The organism is Streptococcus sp. 151470009-6, from assembly GCF_053628175.1.
In genome coordinates this window covers 114359-133698 of record NZ_JBSEZF010000003.1, presented here as the reverse complement: position 1 = coordinate 133698, position 19340 = coordinate 114359, and the positions used below count along the sequence as shown (strand labels likewise).

Here is a 19340-nt window from a genome sequence, read left to right as displayed (position 1 = left end):
GTTTCCTTCTAATTTATTACTTCATGTCCTGCCGTTTTAATGGTTGAGCCATTCATGTGTTTGACCCGCGCAGCGATTTCCTTGTGGCGTCCGTTAACCATCGGACGCGCTTGAGGATTTCCAAGATAGCCACAAGTTCGTTTCACAACATCTACTGTTTTTGGGTCGTTATTGCCACAGTTGGGACAAGCAAAACCTCTCTCAGTTGGTTCAAAATCCCCTTCAAAGTCACACTTGTAACAGCGATCAATCGGAGTATTGGTCCCTAGATAGCCGACACGGTCATAGGCATAGTCCCACACAGCTTCCAGAGCCTTAGGATTTTGTTGAAGAACTGGATACTCACAATAGTGGATAAAGCCACCTGATGCACCTGCTTCTGGATAAACTTTTTCAAAATCCAGCTTTTCAAACGGTGTTGGATTTTTACGGACATCATAGTGGAAAGAGTTGGTGTAGTATTCCTTGTCTGTAATATCAGGAATAGAGCCGAACTTCTCTGTATCCAAGCGACAGAAGCGGTCTGTCAAGCTTTCAGACGGTGTTGAGTAGATAGAGAAATGGTAATCATATTGATCTGACCACTCTTCTACACGTCGTTTCATATCACGAATGATGTCAAGCGTGAATTCCTTGGCTTCTGGATTGCTTTCCCAGCTATTGCCAAAGAAGACCGTCGCCACTTCATACAAACCGATATAGCCTAGAGAAATGGTCGCACGGCGATTCTTAAAGAGTTGGTCAACACTTTCTTCTTTTCCAAGACGGCGACCGAAGGCTCCGTACTGATAGAGGATTGGGGCATTTGCTGGTGTTGCTTCCTTGGTCCGTTCAACACGATAAACCAGAGCATCCTCCGCGATGTTCATTCGCTCGTTGAAGATTTCCCAGAACTTGTTCAAGTCACCTTCGGACTCGAGAGCGATACGAGGCAGATTGACTGTCACAACACCTAGGTTCATACGACCTGAATTGACCTCGACACCATTCTCATCCTTCCATCCTTGGAGGAAGGAGCGACAACCCATAGGAACCTTGAAAGAACCTGTCAGCTCGATAATCTTATCATAGGACAAGACATCTGGGTACATCCGCTTGGTTGCACACTCAAGAGCCAACTGTTTGATGTCGTAGTTAGGTGAACCTTCCTCTAAGTTAAGTCCTCTTTTTAGCGTAAAGATGAGTTTAGGGAAAATGGCTGTTCGATGTTCTGAACCAAGACCCTTGATACGAATGGTCAAAATAGCTTTTTGAATTTCACGCTCAAAACGACTGGTTCCCAGACCAAAACCTAGCGAAGTAAAAGGTGTTTGGCCATTTGAAGTGAAGAGAGTGTTGATTTCATACTCGAGAGATTGCATGGCATCGTAGATGTCCTTTTGCGTTTTCTTCCAAGCGTAATCTTCCCGTTTATCAGGCAGGACCCACTCTTCCGCATCCTTGAGGTGTTTCTGGTAATTCTTCTCTGCATAAGGAGCCAAGACTTCATCGATACGGTCAGCTGAACAGCCCCCGTACTGGCTAGAAGCAACGTTTGCGATGATTTGTGAAATTTGAGCTGTCGCAGTCTGGATAGACTTGGGACTTTCTACCTCCGCATTTCCAATCTTAAAACCATTTTCCAACATGCCTTTAAAATCAATCAAACAGCAGTTGGTCATAGGAGTATAGGGGCTGTAGTCCAAGTCATGATAGTGGATATCCCCTTTTTGGTGAGCATTGGCTACGTGCTTAGGAAGCATTTGCAGCCCGATTGATTTTCCCACAATCCCTGCTGTCAAATCACGCTGGGTATTAAAGACATCGCTGTCTTTATTGGCATTTTCATTGACAACTGCCTGATCTTTATTGAGCAGCTTATGGATACTAAAGTTGATATCTGTCGCTTTTGAGCGCTCAAAATCCCTTTGTGTCCGATAAGTGATATACTCCTCAGCCAAGGCATATTCTTTGGCTTCAAGGAGTTCATGTTCTACGACATTCTGAATTTCGTAAATCTTAACACCTTGAGGGAAGCGACTGTGAATTTCAGTGACGATTCTTTCAACCAGACCATTTAGGCGTTTTTCTACTAGAGGCGTAAGGTCCATAACTTTTTCTGCCGCCTTGTGGAGAGCCTTGTCAATCTTGTCTACATCAAACACTACACGTCTACCATCTCGTTTTTCAACGAACAAGGTGGGAACGGTTGCAAGCTTTTCTTCTAATACAATCATATCCATGCTCTTTTCTAAAATATTGTTGAATAGTTTATATTCAGTATTATACCACTCTAAAAATAAAAATCAATATCTTGTGTCAAAAATCCTAAAATTTTTAAAATTCCACAAGATATTGATTTTTTATTTAGATTTATAAAGTTTGAATTCACTAGTATCTGTCTGAACAAGCTCATATTTTTCGCTGAGCCAGCTCTCTACATCCGACCACAAGGCAACTTTTTGATTGACCATAATCATCTTTGGTTGATTTTCTTTTAGATCATTCATCAGTTTAGTTTTATTTTCGTCGCTTGCGGTATAGAGTGTTGGTGTCACTAGAGAAGTCGGCGCCAAGCGCTCACTTGCACGATAGAAATCTGGGCGATCATCCCAAGCATAGACACGATCCTCAGAACTCGTTTGCTGTTTGACCACACTAGCAAGACGTTCTCTCTCCTGATAAGTCGCCGGATGTGAAAGGTAGCGACTCAGGATAGGAAGAGCAATGAGGTAGGCAAGGGCAAACAGTGGCAGATAGAAATTCCCTTTAATAAAAGAGGCTTTTTCCTCACGTCTTCTACGACGACTCCCTCCCTCCGAAACATCTTCCTTGATCCCTGTCAGAAGGAGCAAGACCAAGAAAGGAAGAAGAATAACGAGACGAGTACCATTGACAGGTTCATTTGAGAGAATCAAGATTCCCAAAGAAAGCAATAAGCCCAAGCTAGCAGCAATTGATAAGGCATATTGCTTGGCTGGTTTTGACTGGAACAAACCAGTAAAGAGCAAACTAAGGGAACCTAGCCCCACTGCAAGCAAGCCATAGAAAGTCGTGTTTTCAAGTAAACGCGAATTTGAAAAAAGGCTAAGAGTATTTACTGGATATAAGGTCTGGCTAATAGCATCCCCAAAACTACCTGTCCACACTGTATAGTAGCCCAAAGGATAGAATAAGAGTGAGAATCCTAAGGCTGACGCAAAGAACTGATATAACCCGTGAACAAAGTGACCTTTACCTAGATTAAAGCCAATGATGCCTAGAGCCAGTACAGCCGCAAACAAGGTGGTTGGAATCGGCGCAAGGAAGAAAGCAAGAGCAAGACTCATCCCCACTCTTACAAATCCTTTGTCATCATTTGGATAAGCTAAGTAGTTCGTAACAACACTCAATGAATAAAATAGGAAAGGCAAGGCTAGCAAGAGAGCATAGCCACCACCAAAAGCGAGTCCTGCCACTAACAAATAGAACACAAATACCAGCTTCTTGGCTTCTTCTACTTGACCAGTAAGAGCATCTGCAGATTTAAAAAGGAAAACACCTGCTCCAAACAAGGCCAACCACTCAACCAAAGCAAGCAGAATACTTCCTAGGGAAAGATAGGTTAGCAAGTAATAGAGCAATCCATTCGTTCCAAAGTAATCTGTATACATTTGACCATTTTGATGCAAGGCCCAACCGGTATAAAGATCCTGAGTTTGTTGCGGACTGACTAAACCAAAAATAAAAGGCAGGACAACCGAAATGGCTGTGGCCACTAAACTCCAAAGCATGATACTAAAAAAGGGAATGGGAACTCCTTCTCTCTTTTCTGGCGCTGACCAGTCTTGGTAATGAGATTCTTCTTGTTTCTCATCTATTTTCCCGTATACGTTCATTCAATTTCTCCTCTAAGTTTATCTGTTTTAGTATATCAAAATCTTACAGGAATGTCAGCTTGGGATTGATATTTGCTGAATTTCTTATCCAATATCGCAAAGCGTTCGATTTCACGAAAACGGTGAAATCGACTATCTCTATACTCTCTGATAAAATCATCATCTTCTAAATTAATCATGGTTTTCTCCTTTACTTATCTATTCGTAAGAAGACAAAAAAGACCCAGCCTTGGGCTAGATCTCGATGGATAGTTAGAGCATGGGTGCAAACAACTGGACAATTTCCTTGATGAGGCTTTGATACCAGCTGGTTTTGATGGTGTGGGGATAAATTTCTTGAGAAACTTTAAAAATCTCTTCGAAGTCCCTTTCAATATCGATGATGGATTGTGTTCTATAAAGCAAGACGGCATTTTCATAGTGGTGGAGCAAGCTACGATAGTCAAAATTGATGGTTCCCACTGTTGCTGCTTCTCCATCGACCAGCATTTGCTTGCTATGAAGAAAGCCGGGACTGTACTCATAAATGCGAACTCCAGCAGACAACAAGTCTGGATAAGCTCCTCGAGTAACTAACTGAATAACCTTCTTATCTGGGATGCACGGCGTCACAATTCGCACATCTACCCCTCTCATAGCTGCATTTTTGATACTTTCAGTTAGATCGTAGTCAGCAATCAGATAGGGAGTCGTAATGTAGACGTAATCTGTAGCTTGGTTGATAAGATTTTGGTAGACCGTTTTTCCAACTTGAGCTCGGTAGATGGGTTTTGGCCCACTACTATAGGGAATACAGAGCCCCATCCCATCTTTGGGGTAATTTTCTAGATGGTATTGGTCAAAGTCACTAATTTCTCCACGGTTGATATACCATGCAGATAAAAAGAGTCTGGTAAAAGCCTTAACTGCCGGTCCATCCAGACGAATACCGCTATCCTTCCAGTAATCAAAGCGTTCGATATGGTTGATATACTCATCGGCCAGATTGACACCACCTGTATAGGCAATTTGACCATCGATAATCATGATTTTACGGTGATCACGGTTGTTATATGCAACGGTCAAACGTGGAATCACCTTATTAAATTTGTGGGCTTCAATCCCTCGACCACGAAGCTGGATGGTGTAATCTCCAGGCAAGGTTGCCATACAACCAATATCATCATAGAGAAGCTTAACCTCTACTCCTTGAGCTGCCTTTTCTTCCAAAATCTCCAAAATACTATTCCACATCAAACCTTCTTCGATGATATAGTATTCGAGAAAGATAAATTTCTCCGCTTTCCTGAGATCCTCTAGCATCTGATGCCACATGCTTTCACCAGATGCAAAAAATTGTGTATCCGTTCGATCATAGACATCTGCATTCGTGTCCATGCTGAGGAGTGATTTGATAACTCCATATGCCGACTTGTCTTGTTCTTTTAACTCCAAACGGAGGGCTCTGCTATTGTCCTCTCGGTCAACCATTGATTGGAGCTGCTTTAGCTGCTTCAATTCTTTTTTAGATAAACGACGTTCTCCAAACATGATATAGAGCAAAGGACCAAATACTGGCACAAAGGCTACTAACAGCCATGTTACCTTACTCTCAGGATTCATGGATCGATTGACAATCGATACAATGGTCGCTAAGCTCACTAAAATGACTAGGATAATCCAGACAATTGGAGCCATTTGCCCTAGATAGAGAAATAAACCAAAGACTATAAACAACTCTGCCAACATGATAGTAATACTGAAACCATATTTGGACATGAGTAGCTGCATTTTTCTAGCTGTCATACATCCCCTTCCTTTTCTAACATTCTCCTTAACTGCTTGATAAACTACTGTTTCTACTAGTATACCTCAGTTCAGGGGTAGATGGCAACCTTTTGCCTTTTTCTATGCAAACTATTCCAAGAACTGCAAGATTCTTAAACTACACCCTTACTATTATGAAGCGTTTCCCTTTTTATCTTTTTAACTAGGGTATTAAGAGGCCTAAAAAGAACTACCAAAATGATAGTTCTTTCCAATATTATTTATATTTTGAGGAATTAGTCCCTTCCACTCTACTTGATTTTTAGAAGAGTTCTTTATAAAGAGCAATGGTCTCTTCTAAAGTTGGCATATAAGAAGTTTTACAAATATTTGTAAGCGTTTTAAATAAAAAGTTAGTAAAGAACAGCCAGCCCTTTTTTCAAGAAAAAAGCTCCAAAAAGATAGCTTTCATCTTATTGGAACTTTTACTTAATCATTATTGCTTAGTTAATACCACTCGGTCAGATGCCTCTCGGTCCATATCATCGATAATCAATTGATTACCATTAACCGTGTAAATTTTGACATCATCACCGATAATGACACGTTGATTTTCTGGCTCAAAGCTGACTTGCTTGATTTCCTTATCCCCATCTGGCTCGACCTCAGTCCATGTGCCAGTTTTACCTGTTACAACAAGAGTGATTTGGTCATTCTCATCTTTTCCAGTATAGGTACCATCGATATTCGTAGGTTGAGCTACAGTAGTGTCCTGACTTGAGGACGCCTGTGGTTGGCTGGCACTTGTAGCAGCACTAGAAGATGACTCTTGTTGAGTAGATGGTTGTTGAGCAGATTGCTGGGTAGGTGCTTGTGTCTTAGATCCACAAGCTGTTAAAAGACTAAGAATTGCTAGGGAAGCAATAGAAAGTGTGAATGTTTTTGTTTTCATAGCGATTTCCTTTCTTTTGTGCCAATGTTTTGCTGGATCAGTTTCCAGATGCACCTCCTACCTCAAGTATAACAACTTAAGCCTAGAAGGTCAACCAATCTCATCACTTCCTAGCAAACTCGCTCGGACTTCTGAGATAAAGTAGAGGGATCCCGTCACGAAAAGCAAGTCCTGATCATTGGCCTTTTCTTCAAATTCTCTGATAAAGTCCCCATAGGAAGAAATCAAATCGTAACCCGCCACATCCTTCTCATCCAAGGAGCCTTGGTAGTCAAAGCCCGTTACCTTAAGTTCCACCTGAGGCAACTGCTCCATTAGATAGCCTAGCATCCCCTGATAATCCTTGCGTTTAAGAGCTCCAAAAAGGATGCGAACTTGATAGCCTTGCTGGATTTCCCCCTGGATAAACTCTACTAGACGAGTCAAGGCTGGCAGATTGTGAGCCCCATCTAGATAGAGTTGCGGGCGAATCCGTTCCAATCGACCTGCCCAATGTGTCTCCTTCAAAGCCCGTCTAACAAACTCTTCTTCGACCCTTTCACCTCTTGAAGCTATAAACAGAAGAAAAGTTTGTAAAGCCAAGGCGGCATTTTCCTGCTGATAAACACCCTCCAAACTGATTTCAAGCTGTGAAAAGCTTGCTAGGCTACTTGAAAAATCCCCAGCAGTCAAGGTGAAGTCTCGCCCAGCTTGATAAAGTTCAACAGCTAACTCTCTTGCTCTTTTTTGACAGACAAGCTCCGCTTCTGGAGCAAGTTTAGCAATGACCGCCTTCTTGCCGGCCTTGAAAATACCAGCTTTCTGCTCGGCTATTTCCTTCAGACTATCTCCCAAGGTCTCCTGATGATCTAGCCCAATGGAAGTAATAACTGCAATCTCTCCTGTTACGACATTCGTTGTGTCAAGCAAACCACCAATCCCCACTTCTAGCAGAACTAGATCCACTCCCTGCTCTTTAAAGTAAAGCAAGGCAATCAAGGTCAACAACTCAAAGAAAGACAATTGATCATGTGTTTCTAAGAGAGTTTTCTCCATCTCCTTGACTTGGTTAGCTATACGGACAAAGTCTTCCTCCGCGATCGGCTGTCCATTGATACAGATTCGATCATGGATACTGACGATGTGAGGAGAGGTAAAAGTACCAACTTTTTTACCATGAGCAACAAACAACTCCCTCATAAAGGCAATAGTTGACCCTTTACCGTTAGTCCCTGTTACGTGGATAATAGGATAAGTCTTCTCTGGATTCCCCAGCAAATCCACAGCTCGCTGCATTCGTCCAAGACCAGATCTAAAGTTTAAACCAATCCGACTATGAAGCCATTCTTCTACTTCAAACATACATGTCTCCTTAACAACAATCCAATCAACTAGCGCACTAAAGTTTTACTGTAAATAAAAAGCGAGGCCGGGACAACAATCCCAACCTCTTACCTGGTTAGCTAATCACTAGCTACTATGAATTTCAACGTGGGCTAAAAACATCCCCCGGACATTCCTGCGTTTCTAATTTCTGGCTCAGGGCTAAAAACATCCACTGGATATTCCAACTCTTCTAATTTTCAGGAGTTGGGCTAAAAACGTTCCCCGAACGTTTTTACTCCTCCATAAAGCTATTGAAGACTTCTTCAATCATGTTCCATTCGTCTTCTGAGTCTTCTGGAATTGGTTGCAATTCGCCTTCTGTTCCATCTTCATTTTCAGTGAATGAGTAGGCTTGGATTTCAACTTGCCCGTCTTCGTCTTCTTCTGCGTTAACTGGTACAAGCAGAACATAGTTCTTACCAAATTCTTCTTTTCCATCAATGGTCAAAAGGATTTCAAATAAAGTTTCATTTCCTTGTTCATCAACAAGTGTAATCAATTCACGTTCTTCGTGATCGTGGTTGTGATCGTGTGACATAGTTTCTCCTCTGTCTTAAAATTTTCTATCTAAATAATTTTGCAAAATCAGCTGAGCAGCCAACTTATCAATAACTTTCTTGCGTTTGTTACGGCTGATATCTGCTTGTTCAATCAACATACGCTCCGCAGCGACCGTTGTCAAACGCTCATCTTGATAGTCTACTGGCAAACCAAAGAGTTCTTTTAGCTTGGCACCATAGGCTTGACTGGCTTCTACTCGCGGACCGCTGGTATTGTTCATGTTTTTGGGCAGACCCACTACAAAGCGCTCCACCTTATAGCTGTCAACCAATTCCTTGATCCGGTCAAAACCAAACTGGCCCTGATCCTCATTAATCTGGATGATTTCAAGTCCTTGAGCAGTGAAGCCTAGGGGATCGCTAATGGCAACGCCCACTGTTTTTGAACCGACGTCCAATCCCATAATTCTCATAGATTATAGATCGACTCCTTGTCCTTTAAGGTAGTAGCGTACCAATTCTTCAACGATTTCATCACGCTCATACTTACGGATTTGATTTCGTGCATTGTTATAACGAGGAACGTAGGCAGGGTCACCACTCAATACATAACCGACGATCTGGTTAATCGGATTGTAGCCCTTGTCGTTCAACGAAGCATAGACGTCTGTCAACGTTTCGCTAATTTCTTTCTTATTGGAATCATCCAATTTAAACCGTACAGTTTCTTCAGTAAATCCCATTCTAACACCCTCTTTCCTTAGAATATTACTATTATAGCATATTTCCTTACGTTCTACAAATAAATCAGTTTGTTTATTTGGATTTTCTTACTGTTCTACCGCCCCATTTGCCACTCTGTCAGCAATATACTGGCTAGGTTCGTTTTTTAAGAGATTTTCAAGACCGATATTTTTTAAATATTCCAGCTGAGATGCCTTTTTGACATCCAAAACTTGAAAATCATAAGTCGTTGTGGTCTGGATTTCTGCCTCGCTGAGTAGCTTGGTTTCCAGTGTAAATCCAGCTAGTTTGCGTACCTCTTGGATGGTCTCATCCTTCTCTTCAGCTTCTAGAAGCGCTTTTTGCGTTTCCTCTAGGCCGTTTTCAGAGATAAAGGTCTTGAGTTCGTCCCCGACAGGTCGTTTTTGCTGGATGGTCAAGGTCAAAAACTGACTGCCTTTATAAGTAATCGTTTGAGTCTGTTGCGTTCCATTTTCCGACTTTGGCATTAGCAAGGTCTTAGTGACAACCGTATTCTTTTCGGCATTGTCCAAAACGGGAAGGTTTGATTGGAGAGGTTCAGATGCTGTTGTGGAAGCAGCAGGAGTTTCCTTTTTTTGCCCACATCCCGCAAGCAAAAAGAGGAGAGCAAAACTAGCAATTAGTAACTTTTTCATAATTCCTCACATGATTTTAAAACAAAAGAGCAAACAAGGCCAGGAGTCACTCCCAGCCTTGATGTTTTATAGAGCTGCACGTAGACGTGCTTCTGCATTTTCTACATTACGGACAGAGCGTGGCAAGAAGGCACGGATATCATCTTCTTTATAGCCGACTTGCAGGCGCTTCTCATCAACGAGAATCGGACTCTTTAAGATTCGTGGTGTTTCCATGATTAAGTTGAGCACTTCATTGACACTCAAATCTTCAATGTCAACTCCAAGTGCTTTAGCGTAGCGGTTTTTCGATGAAACGATACTGGCAATACCATTATCTGTTTTCGTGAGAATATCTAATAACTCTTCTCTTGTAATTCCTTCTTTACCGAGATTTTGTTCTTTATAACTTAACTGGTGGGCATTGAGCCAGGTTTTCGCTTTTTTACAGCTAGTACAACTTGAGACTGTATAAATTTTGATCATGTACCTACCCCTTTCGCTACATGTTACTATCAGTTTAGTCTATTATACCATAAAAAACATCCGACTTGCGACCTATTTTTAAAAAAATTTAACTTTTTTAGCGATTTTCATACTTTTTTCTTGACAAAATCAATTTATAGCCAACTTTTAAATTTTTTGATATACAATCGTTTCACAACTGTAACACTTATCATATAGAGGACGATAATCAAAAGCAAAAAGAGGAAATAAATTGGTTCCAAAGGGGCTAAATGAAGAAGGCTAGCAATTGAAGAGTAGGGAAGGAAGGTCACAAAACTGGCTGCTAGCATGCTTGTTCTAAGAACAAACCATGATGGACGACTTTGTAAGAAAGGAAGTTTTGCTGAACGAAGCATATGGATTACCATGGTTTGGGACCACATGGATTCAATGAACCAACCTGTCTGGAACAAGATGATAAAGCCCGTTGCAGACTCTGCTCCGTGGACATAGGCTTGACCTGTCGCCGTTGGAACAATGACAAAATAGAGCAAGATAAAGGTCAAAATATCAAAGATAGAAGAAATCGGACCCATCCAAATCATAAAGCGAGTAATAGACTTGGCTTCCCACTTATGAGGATGCTTCAAAAAGTCTTCATCCACATTATCAAATGGCAAGGCAATGCAAGAAAGATCGTAGACTAGGTTTAAGACAATCAAGTGAATCGGAGCCATTGGCAGGAAAGGTAAAAAGATACCAGACACTAAAAGAGAGAAAATGTTCCCGAAATTAGAGCTGACCGTCATCTTGATATATTTGGTCATATTAGCATAGACTTTGCGTCCTTCAACCAGCCCTTTTTCAAGCACCATCAAATCCTTATCTAGCAAAATGACATCAGCCGTTTCTTTGGCAATATCTACTGCAGTATCAACAGAAATCCCCACATCTGCTACTTTCATTGAAGGGGCATCATTGATCCCATCTCCCATATAGCCGACACAATGTCCATTCGATTTGATTTGTAAAATGATTCGTGCTTTTTGATCCGGAGAAAGTTTGGCAAAGACAGTCACCTTCTCAACTGCTTGGGCCAACTCTTCGTCCGTCATGGCGTCAATATCAGAACCCAACAAGATTTGATCAACGTCTAGACCAACTTTTTCGCAAACTGCTTGGGTTACCTTCTCATTGTCCCCCGTCAAGATCTTTGTTTGAACACCGTGTTCTAACAAAGCTTGGATAGCAGGTGCTGCTGATGGTTTTGGTGGATCTAGAAAGGCAAGATATCCTGTTAGAATCATCTCTTTTTCATCTTCAACTGAGTAAGCAAAACCTTCTTTTAGGCCTGTTTTATAGGCGACTCCCAAGACTCGTAAGCCTTGCTGGTTGAGTTGGTCTACTTCTTTTAATATTTCCACTCGGATATCATCTGTCAGAGGACTAATCTGACCTTGATATTCCACATGGGTTGAAATCGCAAGCATTTCCTCTAGGGCACCCTTGGTTACCAAACTAACAACTTCGTTTTCATCCTTGACGATGACACTCATCCGTCTGCGTTCAAAGTCAAATGGAAGTTCATCGATTTTTTGGAAGCTAGTATCCAAATTTTGTAGAATATCGTGTTCTTTAGCTTCTTTTTCAGTTCTACTGATAATGGCACGGTCCATCAAGTTTTTCAAACCGGTTTGAAAATAGGAATTGAGATAGGCACGTCTCAACACAGACAAATCCAAATCTCCATGTATATCCAAAGGATATTCAAGGACAATTTCGTCTTGGGTAAGTGTTCCTGTTTTATCCGTGCATAGGATATCAATAGCACCTAGATCTTGTATGGCATTGAGTTTCTTGATAACCACTTTTTCCTTGGCCATGATAATGGAGCCTTTTGCTAAACTAGCCGTGATGATCATAGGAAGCATCTCAGGTGTCAATCCAACACCAACACTCAGTGCAAACACGCCTGCTTCCAGCCAGTCGCCATCTGTCAAGCCATTGGAGAGAAACACGATGGGAACCATGACTAGCATCAAACGGATTAAGAGCCAAGAGATACTGTTCATCTCCCGCTCAAAAGAGGTTGGTTCGTCATAGGTATTGAGGGTTTGCTCGATTTCTCCCATCATGGTGTCATCACCGACAGCTAGAATCAAAGCCTTGGCGCTTCCTGATATCACATTGGTTCCCATAAAAGCGAGCGCTTCTGCTTCTAGCAGACTATCAAAATTTGACTGACTCATTTTTGACAAGGCTAGTTTTTCAACCGAGTCACTTTCACCTGTCAAACCAGACTGTTGAACAAAGAAATCACGTGATTCAATTAAAATGAGGTCTGCTGGAATCATGTCCCCAGCACTTAATTTGACTATATCTCCAACGACCAAATCTTCAATTGCGACCTCTAAACTCTGGTCTTCGCGAATTACTGTGGCTGTGTTCACAATCATTTTTGATAGATTGGTCGCAGCCTTGTCACTCCGCAATTCTTGGACAAAGCGTATGCCACCAGAGATTAGAACGAGAACGACAATGATGATAGAGGTCGTCGGATCTTCTTGTCCAGGCTTTGCCAACCAGACATTGGTCACCATGGAAATCATAGCAATGACAAGAAGGATGATTGTAAATGGATTGATAATAGATTCGTAAATCTTTTTAAAAATACTGTCTTCTTGACCCTTGGTGATGGTGTTTTCGCCATATAGGTAACGATTTTTCTCCACCTGCTCCTCAGTCAAGCCTGTTAGACTTGTCTTATAAAAAGATAGAGTTTCTTTTAAAGGTGTGTGAATAGCTACTGCTAATCTTTCTTTTGTAGTTTTCATTGGTTTCTCCTATCTGTATGAATAATGTGTTTCATACACAGAGACCAATCACTTTATAAGGGCAGAACGACACAAATCAGCGATTGGCTGTGTATGTGCGGTTCTGGATGATCGTCAATTTGCATCGTTTGTCTCCTTTCCTTGTTCTAAAACAGTAGAAAATCCCACCATAAAATGGCAGGATTAAAAAACTAATTATCTGTTTTTTCGTTCAAGCTTTAACTCCATAGGGCGATGTAATGAGCTTAGTCTTGGCCTTCGCGACCAGGACTGTTGACCAACGAGTAGTGTCTCCACTGCTTTGCGGTAGTCATCCGTATCCCTATGGTAGCCTCACCTACCGTTTTCGTCTTTCAGTATAAACCTTTAGAATATAAAAGTCAACGATTTATCATAATTTTCTTAAATAATAATTAATTCCTTCGGTGCTAAAGTCAACAATTCGCAACCTGTCTCTGTGATCAAGATATCATCTTCGATACGAACCCCGTATTTCCCTTCGATATAAATACCTGGTTCATCAGTCAAGGTCATGCCAGACTTAATAGTTTCAGTAGAAGTTTGGCTAAAGTAGGGTTCCTCATGGATATCGAGACCAATACCATGTCCGATACCATGGGTAAAGTAGTCGCCATAGCCTGCCTCGATGATAATATCACGAGGAATTTTGTCAAAGTCGCGGAAACCTAGACCTGCCTTGGCTTGGTCAATCAAGGCTTGGTTGGCTTTCAGAACCGTATTGTAAATCTCTGCCTGCTCATCACTGACATGCCCAAGATAAATAGTCCGTGTCATATCGCTGACATAGTGGTCGTAGAGACAGCCGAAGTCCATGGTGATGGCTTCTCCCAGCTCTACGGGTTTATGCATGGGGTGGGCATGTGGTTTGGAAGAGTTGATGCCACTTGCTAGAATGGTATCAAAAGACAAGCCTGCCGCTCCTAGCTCACGCATGCGGAAATCAAGGAAGTTGGCAATTTCAATTTCAGTTTTTCCTGGTTTGATAAAGTCAAGTGCATCGTGGAAAGCTTGGTCTGAGATTGAACATGCCTTGCGAATAGTCGCAATCTCCTTCTCATCCTTAATCATACGAAGCGCTTCAACAAACTGAGTCTGCGGAAGCAAGTCCAAACCTTCAAATGCTGCCTGCATACGATGATAGTAAGAGACCGAAATCTCATCTTCAAAACCGACGCGAGACAATCCCATATCCTTGACAATTCCTGCAATGACAGCCAACTCATCGCGGTCAGCCACAATCTCAAAACCTGTCACTTCTTGCTTAGCAGCAATGATATAGCGAGAGTCTGTCACCAAGACCTGACGATCACGACTGATAAAGACGGTTCCGTTTGAACCCCAAAAACCAGTCAAATAATAGACATTTTTAAGGTTGTTGATGATGATCCCATCTAGTTCTTTTTCTTGCATTTTAGCTAAAAATGCTTGCACACGTTTATTCATGATCTAACTTTCCTTTCAAATAGTGTCCTGTGTAGCTGGCTTCATTGGCCGCTACTTCTTCGGGAGTTCCTGTTGCGATGATGGTTCCACCACCGACACCGCCTTCAGGTCCCAAGTCGATGATATGGTCTGCTGTTTTAATAACATCCAGATTATGTTCGATAACAAGGACTGTATTGCCATCGTCGACAAAGCGAGCCAAGACTTTAAGCAAGCGAGCGATGTCCTCTGTATGAAGCCCTGTCGTCGGCTCATCCAGAATATAGAAGGATTTACCTGTCGAGCGTTTGTGGAGCTCACTAGCCAACTTCATACGCTGGGCTTCTCCCCCAGAAAGGGTGGTAGCTGGTTGACCTAGCGTTACATAGCCCAGTCCGACATCCTTGATGGTCTGAAGTTTGCGTTGAATCTTGGGAATGTGTTGGAAGAATTCCACCGCATCGTTGACGGTCATGTCCAAGACCTGCGAGATGTTCTTTTCCTTGTAGTGAACTTCTAAGGTTTCACTGTTGTAGCGAGTTCCGTGGCAGACTTCACAAGCCACGTATACATCTGGCAAGAAGTGCATCTCGATCTTGATAATCCCGTCACCTGAGCAGGCTTCGCAACGACCACCCTTGACGTTGAAACTGAAACGGCCCTTCTTGTAGCCTCGAATCTTGGCCTCATTTGTCTGAGCAAAGAGGTCACGGATGTCGTCAAAAACTCCCGTATAGGTAGCAGGGTTAGACCTCGGCGTCCGTCCGATTGGGCTTTGGTCAATATCAATCAGACGATCGACATGCTCAATCCCTGTGATGGTTTTAAACTTACCAGGTTTGTCTGAATTGCGGTTGAGTTTTTGAGCAATGGCTTTTTTGAGAATGCTGTTGATTAGGGTCGATTTCCCTGAACCCGATACCCCCGTTACTGCGATGAACTTCCCTAGCGGGAAGCGAGCGGTGATATTTTGCAAGTTGTTCTCACGCGCTCCTGTCACCTCGATAAAGCGACCATTTCCTACACGACGCACGTCTGGTACCGGAATGGCACGTTTACCTGATAGATATTGGCCTGTGATGGACTTGCTGTTGCGAGCCACTTGCTTAGGCGTACCTGCAGCGACAATCTCCCCACCAAAGGCTCCCGCACCAGGACCGACGTCGATTAGATAATCTGCCTCACGCATAGTATCTTCGTCATGTTCCACTACGATAAGGGTATTTCCTAAATCACGCATCTTTTTCAAACTTGCAATCAAGCGGTCATTATCCCTCTGGTGAAGACCAATGGACGGCTCATCCAGGATATAAAGGACACCTGATAGGTTGGACCCAATCTGGGTTGCCAAGCGAATACGCTGACTCTCCCCACCTGAAAGGGTTCCTGCCGAACGTGACAGAGTCAGATAGTTGAGGCCTACGTTATTGAGGAAGGTCAAGCGATCCTTGATTTCCTTGAGAATGGGACGGGCGATAATGGCTTCATTTTCAGACAGAGTCAACTGGCTGACCAACTCCAAGTGATCGGCGATTGAGAGGTCTGAAATTTCTCCGATATGTGGCCCTTTCTCCCCACCCACACGGACAGACAAGGCCTGGTCATTGAGACGGTAGCCGTGACAAGTTCCGCAGGTCAGTTCATTCATATAGAGGCGCATCTGGGTGCGCGTGTAATCACTATTGGTTTCATGGTAACGGCGCTTGATATTTCTGATAACACCTTCAAAAGGAATGTCGATATCACGGACTCCACCGAATTCATTCTCATAGTGGAAATGGAATTCTCTCCCATCTGAACCATAGAAAATGAGATGTTTATCCTCCTCAGATAAATCCTCAAAAGGCGTATCCATATCCACTCCAAAGGCTGTCATGGCCTGCTCTAGCATGTTTGGATAGTAGTTGGATGAGATAGGATTCCAAGGTGCTAAGGCTCCCTCACGAAGGGTCTTGCTAGCATCTGGTACAACTAAATCTGTATCAACCTCTAGCTTGATTCCCAAGCCATCACACTCACTACATGAACCAAATGGTGCATTGAAGGAGAAGAGACGAGGTTCTAGTTCTGGAACGGTAAAGCCACAAACTGGACAAGCATAGTGTTCTGAAAAGAGGAGCTCGGAATCATCCATAGTATCAATGACCACATAGCCTTCCGCGATACGAAGGGCCGCCTCAACGGAGTCAAAGAGACGGCTTCGAATGCCCTCCTTGATGACAATACGGTCGACCACAACATCGATATCATGTTGCTTACTCTTAGACAGCTCAGGCACTTCGGTCACATCATAGACCTCCCCATCCACTCGGACTCGGACATAGCCATCTTTCTGAACCTTCTCAATGACGCTCTTATGTTGCCCTTTTTTCTTGCGGATGACAGGGGCCAAAATCTGCAAGCGTTGGCGTTCTGGCAACTCTAAGACCTTATCCACGATTTGCTCAACAGAAGAAGCCTTGATAGCCCCATGTCCGTTGATACAGTATGGCGTCCCCACACGTGCATAGAGGAGACGCAGATAATCATTAATTTCAGTCGTCGTTCCCACGGTCGAGCGTGGATTTTTGCTGGTAGTTTTCTGGTCAATGGAAATAGCAGGGCTGAGACCATCGATAGAATCCACATCTGGTTTTTCCATATTGCCCAAGAACTGACGAGCATAGGCTGACAGGCTTTCAACGTAGCGACGTTGCCCTTCTGCATAAAGGGTATCAAAGGCTAAACTAGACTTTCCTGATCCAGATAGTCCCGTCACCACAACTAGCTTGTCACGCGGAATTTCCACATCTATATTTTTTAAATTATGGGCGCGTGCCCCATGGATGACAATCTTATCTTGCATATTACTTCTTTCTAGTTCATTGTTGCTTTCCATTATACCAAAAAAAGTGAAATTCTATTACCAAAAACGCCGAATTTGTAGTATAATAGTACGGTGTCAAAAATCACTGTAACACGGAATAGATTAGGAAAGGATAGGAGATATGAAACAAGTCTTTCTCTCAACGACAACTGAATTTAAAGAGATCGATACGCTCCAGCCGGGCACTTGGATCAATCTCGTCAATCCTACCCAAAGCGAATCGATGGAAATCGCCTCGGCCTTTGATATTGATATCGCGGACCTCCGTGCACCACTCGATGCGGAAGAAATGTCCCGTATCACGATTGAAGATGAATACACCTTGATCATCGTGGACGTTCCAATCACAGAGGAAAGAAATAACCGTACCTACTATGTGACGATTCCCTTGGGGATTATCATCACAGAAGAGGCTATCATCACTACTTGCTTGGAGCCTCTGCCACTTCTTGATGTCTTTATCAATCGTAGACTTCGGAATTTCTATACCTTCATGCGTTCGCGCTTCATCTTCCAAATCCTCTATCGCAATGCGGAGATTTACTTGACTGCCCTCCGTTCTATCGAACGTAAGAGCGAGCAAATCGAAAGCCAACTTCACAAATCTACTCGAAATGAAGAATTGATTGAACTCATGGAATTGGAAAAGACCATCGTCTACTTCAAAGCCTCTCTTAAGACAAACGAGCGCGTGATTAAAAAGTTGACCAGCGCAACTAGCAATATCAAGAAATACCTTGAAGACGAAGATCTACTGGAAGATACCTTGATTGAAACGCAACAGGCCATCGAGATGGCGGATATCTATGGAAATGTCCTTCACTCTATGACAGAGACCTTTGCCTCTATCATTTCCAACAACCAGAACAATATCATGAAAACCTTGGCCCTCGTGACCATCGTTATGTCCATCCCGACCATGATCTTCTCGGCCTACGGTATGAACTTTAAGGATAATGAAATTCCTTTAAACGGGGAACCGCATGCTTTCTGGCTCATCGTCTTTATCGCCTTTGCTTTGAGTGTTTCTCTCACTCTTTACCTCATCCATAAAAAATGGTTCTAAACAGGAGTTATTATGTCACAGATTGATTTAAAAGATTTAACAAAGAAAAATCAGGAATTTATCCATATTGCCACCCAGCAATTTCTCAAGGACGGAAAAACAGATGCCGAAATCAAGGCTATCCTTGAAGAAGTCATTCCTCATATCCTTGAGGAGCAACCAAAAGGAGTGACAGCACGTTCTATCTACGGAGCACCAACTCACTGGGCTCATAGCTTCAGCGAAAAAGAGCAATACGAAAAAGAACATCCAAAAGAAAACGACGATCCAAAATTGATGATGTTGGATTCAGCCCTTTTCATCACAGGATTATTTGCAGTAGTTAGCGCCTTGATGAGCTTCTTCTCAAACCAACCTGTGGCCTACGGATTGGTAACACTTATCAGTGTAGGGGCCTTTGGTGGAGTTGCCTTCTATCTTCTCTACCACTTCATTTACCGCTACTACGGACCAGATACTGACCGTAGCCAACGCCCACCATTCTGGAAATCACTTTTGGTTATGTTAGCAACCATGTTTGCCTGGGTCTTCATCCTCTTCTTGAGTAACTTCCTTCCACAAGCCATTAACATCAGTCTCCCACCACTTGTTTTATTGGTGATTGGAGGAGCTCTCCTTGCCCTACGTTTCTACCTCAAAAAACGTTTCAACATTAAGAGCGCAAGTGCAGGACCAGCTAGATATTAAGATAAACAAAAAAGTAGTGTGTTTTGTAGACAGACTACTTTTATTATGGCTCCAAAGTATTTTTTGATTCTCCAAAGAAAAGTAGCTACATTTTCTAAAAACGTTCTAATGTAAAGGCTTCCCTTAGAATCCCAAGGTTTTATCCTTGAATCCAAGTTGTTTTTCTGTTATGCTAATAAAGTAATAAGGAGAAATATA

16 protein-coding genes and 1 riboswitch are annotated in these 19340 nt (G+C 42.6%); of the genes, 2 read left to right on the top strand and 14 right to left on the bottom strand.

Annotated elements, in window-relative coordinates; genetic code table 11:
• Positions 1 to 8 precede the first annotated feature (8 nt).
• The 14 genes from nrdD to uvrA all read right to left on the bottom strand — a co-directional run bounded on the left by nrdD (position 9) and on the right by uvrA (position 17368).
• Complete coding sequence (gene nrdD, locus ACUW6H_RS05690) at positions 9 to 2216, bottom strand: anaerobic ribonucleoside-triphosphate reductase (RefSeq protein WP_454362534.1); 2208 nt, start codon at positions 2214 to 2216, stop codon at positions 9 to 11.
• Positions 2217 to 2342: 126 nt separating this feature from the next.
• On the bottom strand, positions 2343 to 3857 hold the full coding sequence (locus ACUW6H_RS05685; RefSeq protein ID WP_454362532.1) for a damage-inducible protein CinA: 1515 nt from the start codon (positions 3855 to 3857) through the stop codon (positions 2343 to 2345).
• Between the two features lie 35 nt (positions 3858 to 3892).
• Positions 3893 to 4036: a hypothetical protein gene (locus tag ACUW6H_RS05680; RefSeq protein WP_454362530.1), complete on the bottom strand. Its 144-nt coding sequence runs from the start codon at positions 4034 to 4036 to the stop codon at positions 3893 to 3895.
• Positions 4037 to 4109: 73 nt separating this feature from the next.
• Entirely contained in the window at positions 4110 to 5642 is a 1533-nt protein-coding gene (gene cls / locus ACUW6H_RS05675) for a cardiolipin synthase (protein WP_454362528.1), read from the bottom strand.
• 457 nt (positions 5643 to 6099) lie between these two features.
• Entirely contained in the window at positions 6100 to 6555 is a 456-nt protein-coding gene (locus ACUW6H_RS05670) for an SP_0198 family lipoprotein (RefSeq protein WP_409002472.1), read from the bottom strand.
• A 90-nt stretch (positions 6556 to 6645) separates the two neighbouring features.
• The gene (locus ACUW6H_RS05665; RefSeq protein ID WP_454362526.1) at positions 6646 to 7896 is read right to left on the bottom strand and encodes a bifunctional folylpolyglutamate synthase/dihydrofolate synthase; all 1251 of its coding nucleotides are present in this window, start codon (positions 7894 to 7896) and stop codon (positions 6646 to 6648) included.
• Positions 7897 to 8152: 256 nt separating this feature from the next.
• Positions 8153 to 8458 (bottom strand): DUF1292 domain-containing protein, encoded by a 306-nt coding sequence (locus ACUW6H_RS05660; RefSeq protein ID WP_000017622.1) that lies wholly within the window; start codon positions 8456 to 8458, stop codon positions 8153 to 8155.
• A 15-nt stretch (positions 8459 to 8473) separates the two neighbouring features.
• Positions 8474 to 8893, bottom strand: coding sequence for a Holliday junction resolvase RuvX (ruvX, locus tag ACUW6H_RS05655; RefSeq protein WP_009729674.1), 420 nt, complete (start codon positions 8891 to 8893; stop codon positions 8474 to 8476).
• 3 nt (positions 8894 to 8896) lie between these two features.
• The gene (locus ACUW6H_RS05650; RefSeq protein ID WP_000507059.1) at positions 8897 to 9163 is read right to left on the bottom strand and encodes an IreB family regulatory phosphoprotein; all 267 of its coding nucleotides are present in this window, start codon (positions 9161 to 9163) and stop codon (positions 8897 to 8899) included.
• 87 nt (positions 9164 to 9250) lie between these two features.
• Positions 9251 to 9820 carry an SP0191 family lipoprotein gene (locus ACUW6H_RS05645; protein ID WP_454362512.1) on the bottom strand — a complete coding sequence of 190 codons (570 nt, stop codon included), beginning with the start codon at positions 9818 to 9820 and terminating at the stop codon, positions 9251 to 9253.
• Between the two features lie 66 nt (positions 9821 to 9886).
• On the bottom strand, positions 9887 to 10285 hold the full coding sequence (gene spx / locus ACUW6H_RS05640) for a transcriptional regulator Spx (RefSeq protein ID WP_000591165.1): 399 nt from the start codon (positions 10283 to 10285) through the stop codon (positions 9887 to 9889).
• 134 nt (positions 10286 to 10419) lie between these two features.
• A complete protein-coding gene (gene mgtA, locus ACUW6H_RS05635; protein WP_454362249.1) occupies positions 10420 to 13080 on the bottom strand; it encodes a magnesium-translocating P-type ATPase in 2661 nt (886 codons plus the stop codon).
• A 195-nt stretch (positions 13081 to 13275) separates the two neighbouring features.
• A riboswitch (M-box (ykoK) riboswitch) is annotated at positions 13276 to 13427 on the bottom strand.
• Positions 13428 to 13482: 55 nt separating this feature from the next.
• Complete coding sequence (locus tag ACUW6H_RS05630; RefSeq protein WP_454362247.1) at positions 13483 to 14544, bottom strand: M24 family metallopeptidase; 1062 nt, start codon at positions 14542 to 14544, stop codon at positions 13483 to 13485.
• Positions 14537 to 17368: an excinuclease ABC subunit UvrA gene (gene uvrA / locus ACUW6H_RS05625; protein ID WP_454362245.1), complete on the bottom strand. Its 2832-nt coding sequence runs from the start codon at positions 17366 to 17368 to the stop codon at positions 14537 to 14539. Before uvrA ends, ACUW6H_RS05630 begins: the two co-directional genes overlap by 8 nt.
• 142 nt (positions 17369 to 17510) lie before the next feature.
• Between uvrA and ACUW6H_RS05620 the strand changes: the two genes are divergently transcribed.
• A complete protein-coding gene (locus tag ACUW6H_RS05620; protein ID WP_454362244.1) occupies positions 17511 to 18455 on the top strand; it encodes a magnesium transporter CorA family protein in 945 nt (314 codons plus the stop codon).
• Between the two features lie 12 nt (positions 18456 to 18467).
• Positions 18468 to 19142 carry a DUF1129 domain-containing protein gene (locus ACUW6H_RS05615; protein WP_454362242.1) on the top strand — a complete coding sequence of 225 codons (675 nt, stop codon included), beginning with the start codon at positions 18468 to 18470 and terminating at the stop codon, positions 19140 to 19142.
• Positions 19143 to 19340 lie beyond the last annotated feature (198 nt).

Coding starts and splice junctions, on each gene's coding strand:
- ACUW6H_RS05685 (WP_454362532.1), bottom strand. CDS start 3,857: ATGAACGTATACGGGAAAATAGATGAGAAACAAGAAGAATCTCATTAC.
- ACUW6H_RS05650 (WP_000507059.1), bottom strand. CDS start 9,163: ATGGGATTTACTGAAGAAACTGTACGGTTTAAATTGGATGATTCCAAT.
- ruvX (WP_009729674.1), bottom strand. CDS start 8,893: ATGAGAATTATGGGATTGGACGTCGGTTCAAAAACAGTGGGCGTTGCC.
- ACUW6H_RS05670 (WP_409002472.1), bottom strand. CDS start 6,555: ATGAAAACAAAAACATTCACACTTTCTATTGCTTCCCTAGCAATTCTT.
- uvrA (WP_454362245.1), bottom strand. CDS start 17,368: ATGCAAGATAAGATTGTCATCCATGGGGCACGCGCCCATAATTTAAAA.
- ACUW6H_RS05665 (WP_454362526.1), bottom strand. CDS start 7,896: ATGTTTGAAGTAGAAGAATGGCTTCATAGTCGGATTGGTTTAAACTTT.
- cls (WP_454362528.1), bottom strand. CDS start 5,642: ATGACAGCTAGAAAAATGCAGCTACTCATGTCCAAATATGGTTTCAGT.
- ACUW6H_RS05620 (WP_454362244.1), top strand. CDS start 17,511: ATGAAACAAGTCTTTCTCTCAACGACAACTGAATTTAAAGAGATCGAT.
- ACUW6H_RS05645 (WP_454362512.1), bottom strand. CDS start 9,820: ATGAAAAAGTTACTAATTGCTAGTTTTGCTCTCCTCTTTTTGCTTGCG.
- ACUW6H_RS05615 (WP_454362242.1), top strand. CDS start 18,468: ATGTCACAGATTGATTTAAAAGATTTAACAAAGAAAAATCAGGAATTT.
- ACUW6H_RS05680 (WP_454362530.1), bottom strand. CDS start 4,036: ATGATTAATTTAGAAGATGATGATTTTATCAGAGAGTATAGAGATAGT.
- ACUW6H_RS05660 (WP_000017622.1), bottom strand. CDS start 8,458: ATGTCACACGATCACAACCACGATCACGAAGAACGTGAATTGATTACA.
- spx (WP_000591165.1), bottom strand. CDS start 10,285: ATGATCAAAATTTATACAGTCTCAAGTTGTACTAGCTGTAAAAAAGCG.
- mgtA (WP_454362249.1), bottom strand. CDS start 13,080: ATGAAAACTACAAAAGAAAGATTAGCAGTAGCTATTCACACACCTTTA.
- ACUW6H_RS05630 (WP_454362247.1), bottom strand. CDS start 14,544: ATGAATAAACGTGTGCAAGCATTTTTAGCTAAAATGCAAGAAAAAGAA.
- nrdD (WP_454362534.1), bottom strand. CDS start 2,216: ATGATTGTATTAGAAGAAAAGCTTGCAACCGTTCCCACCTTGTTCGTT.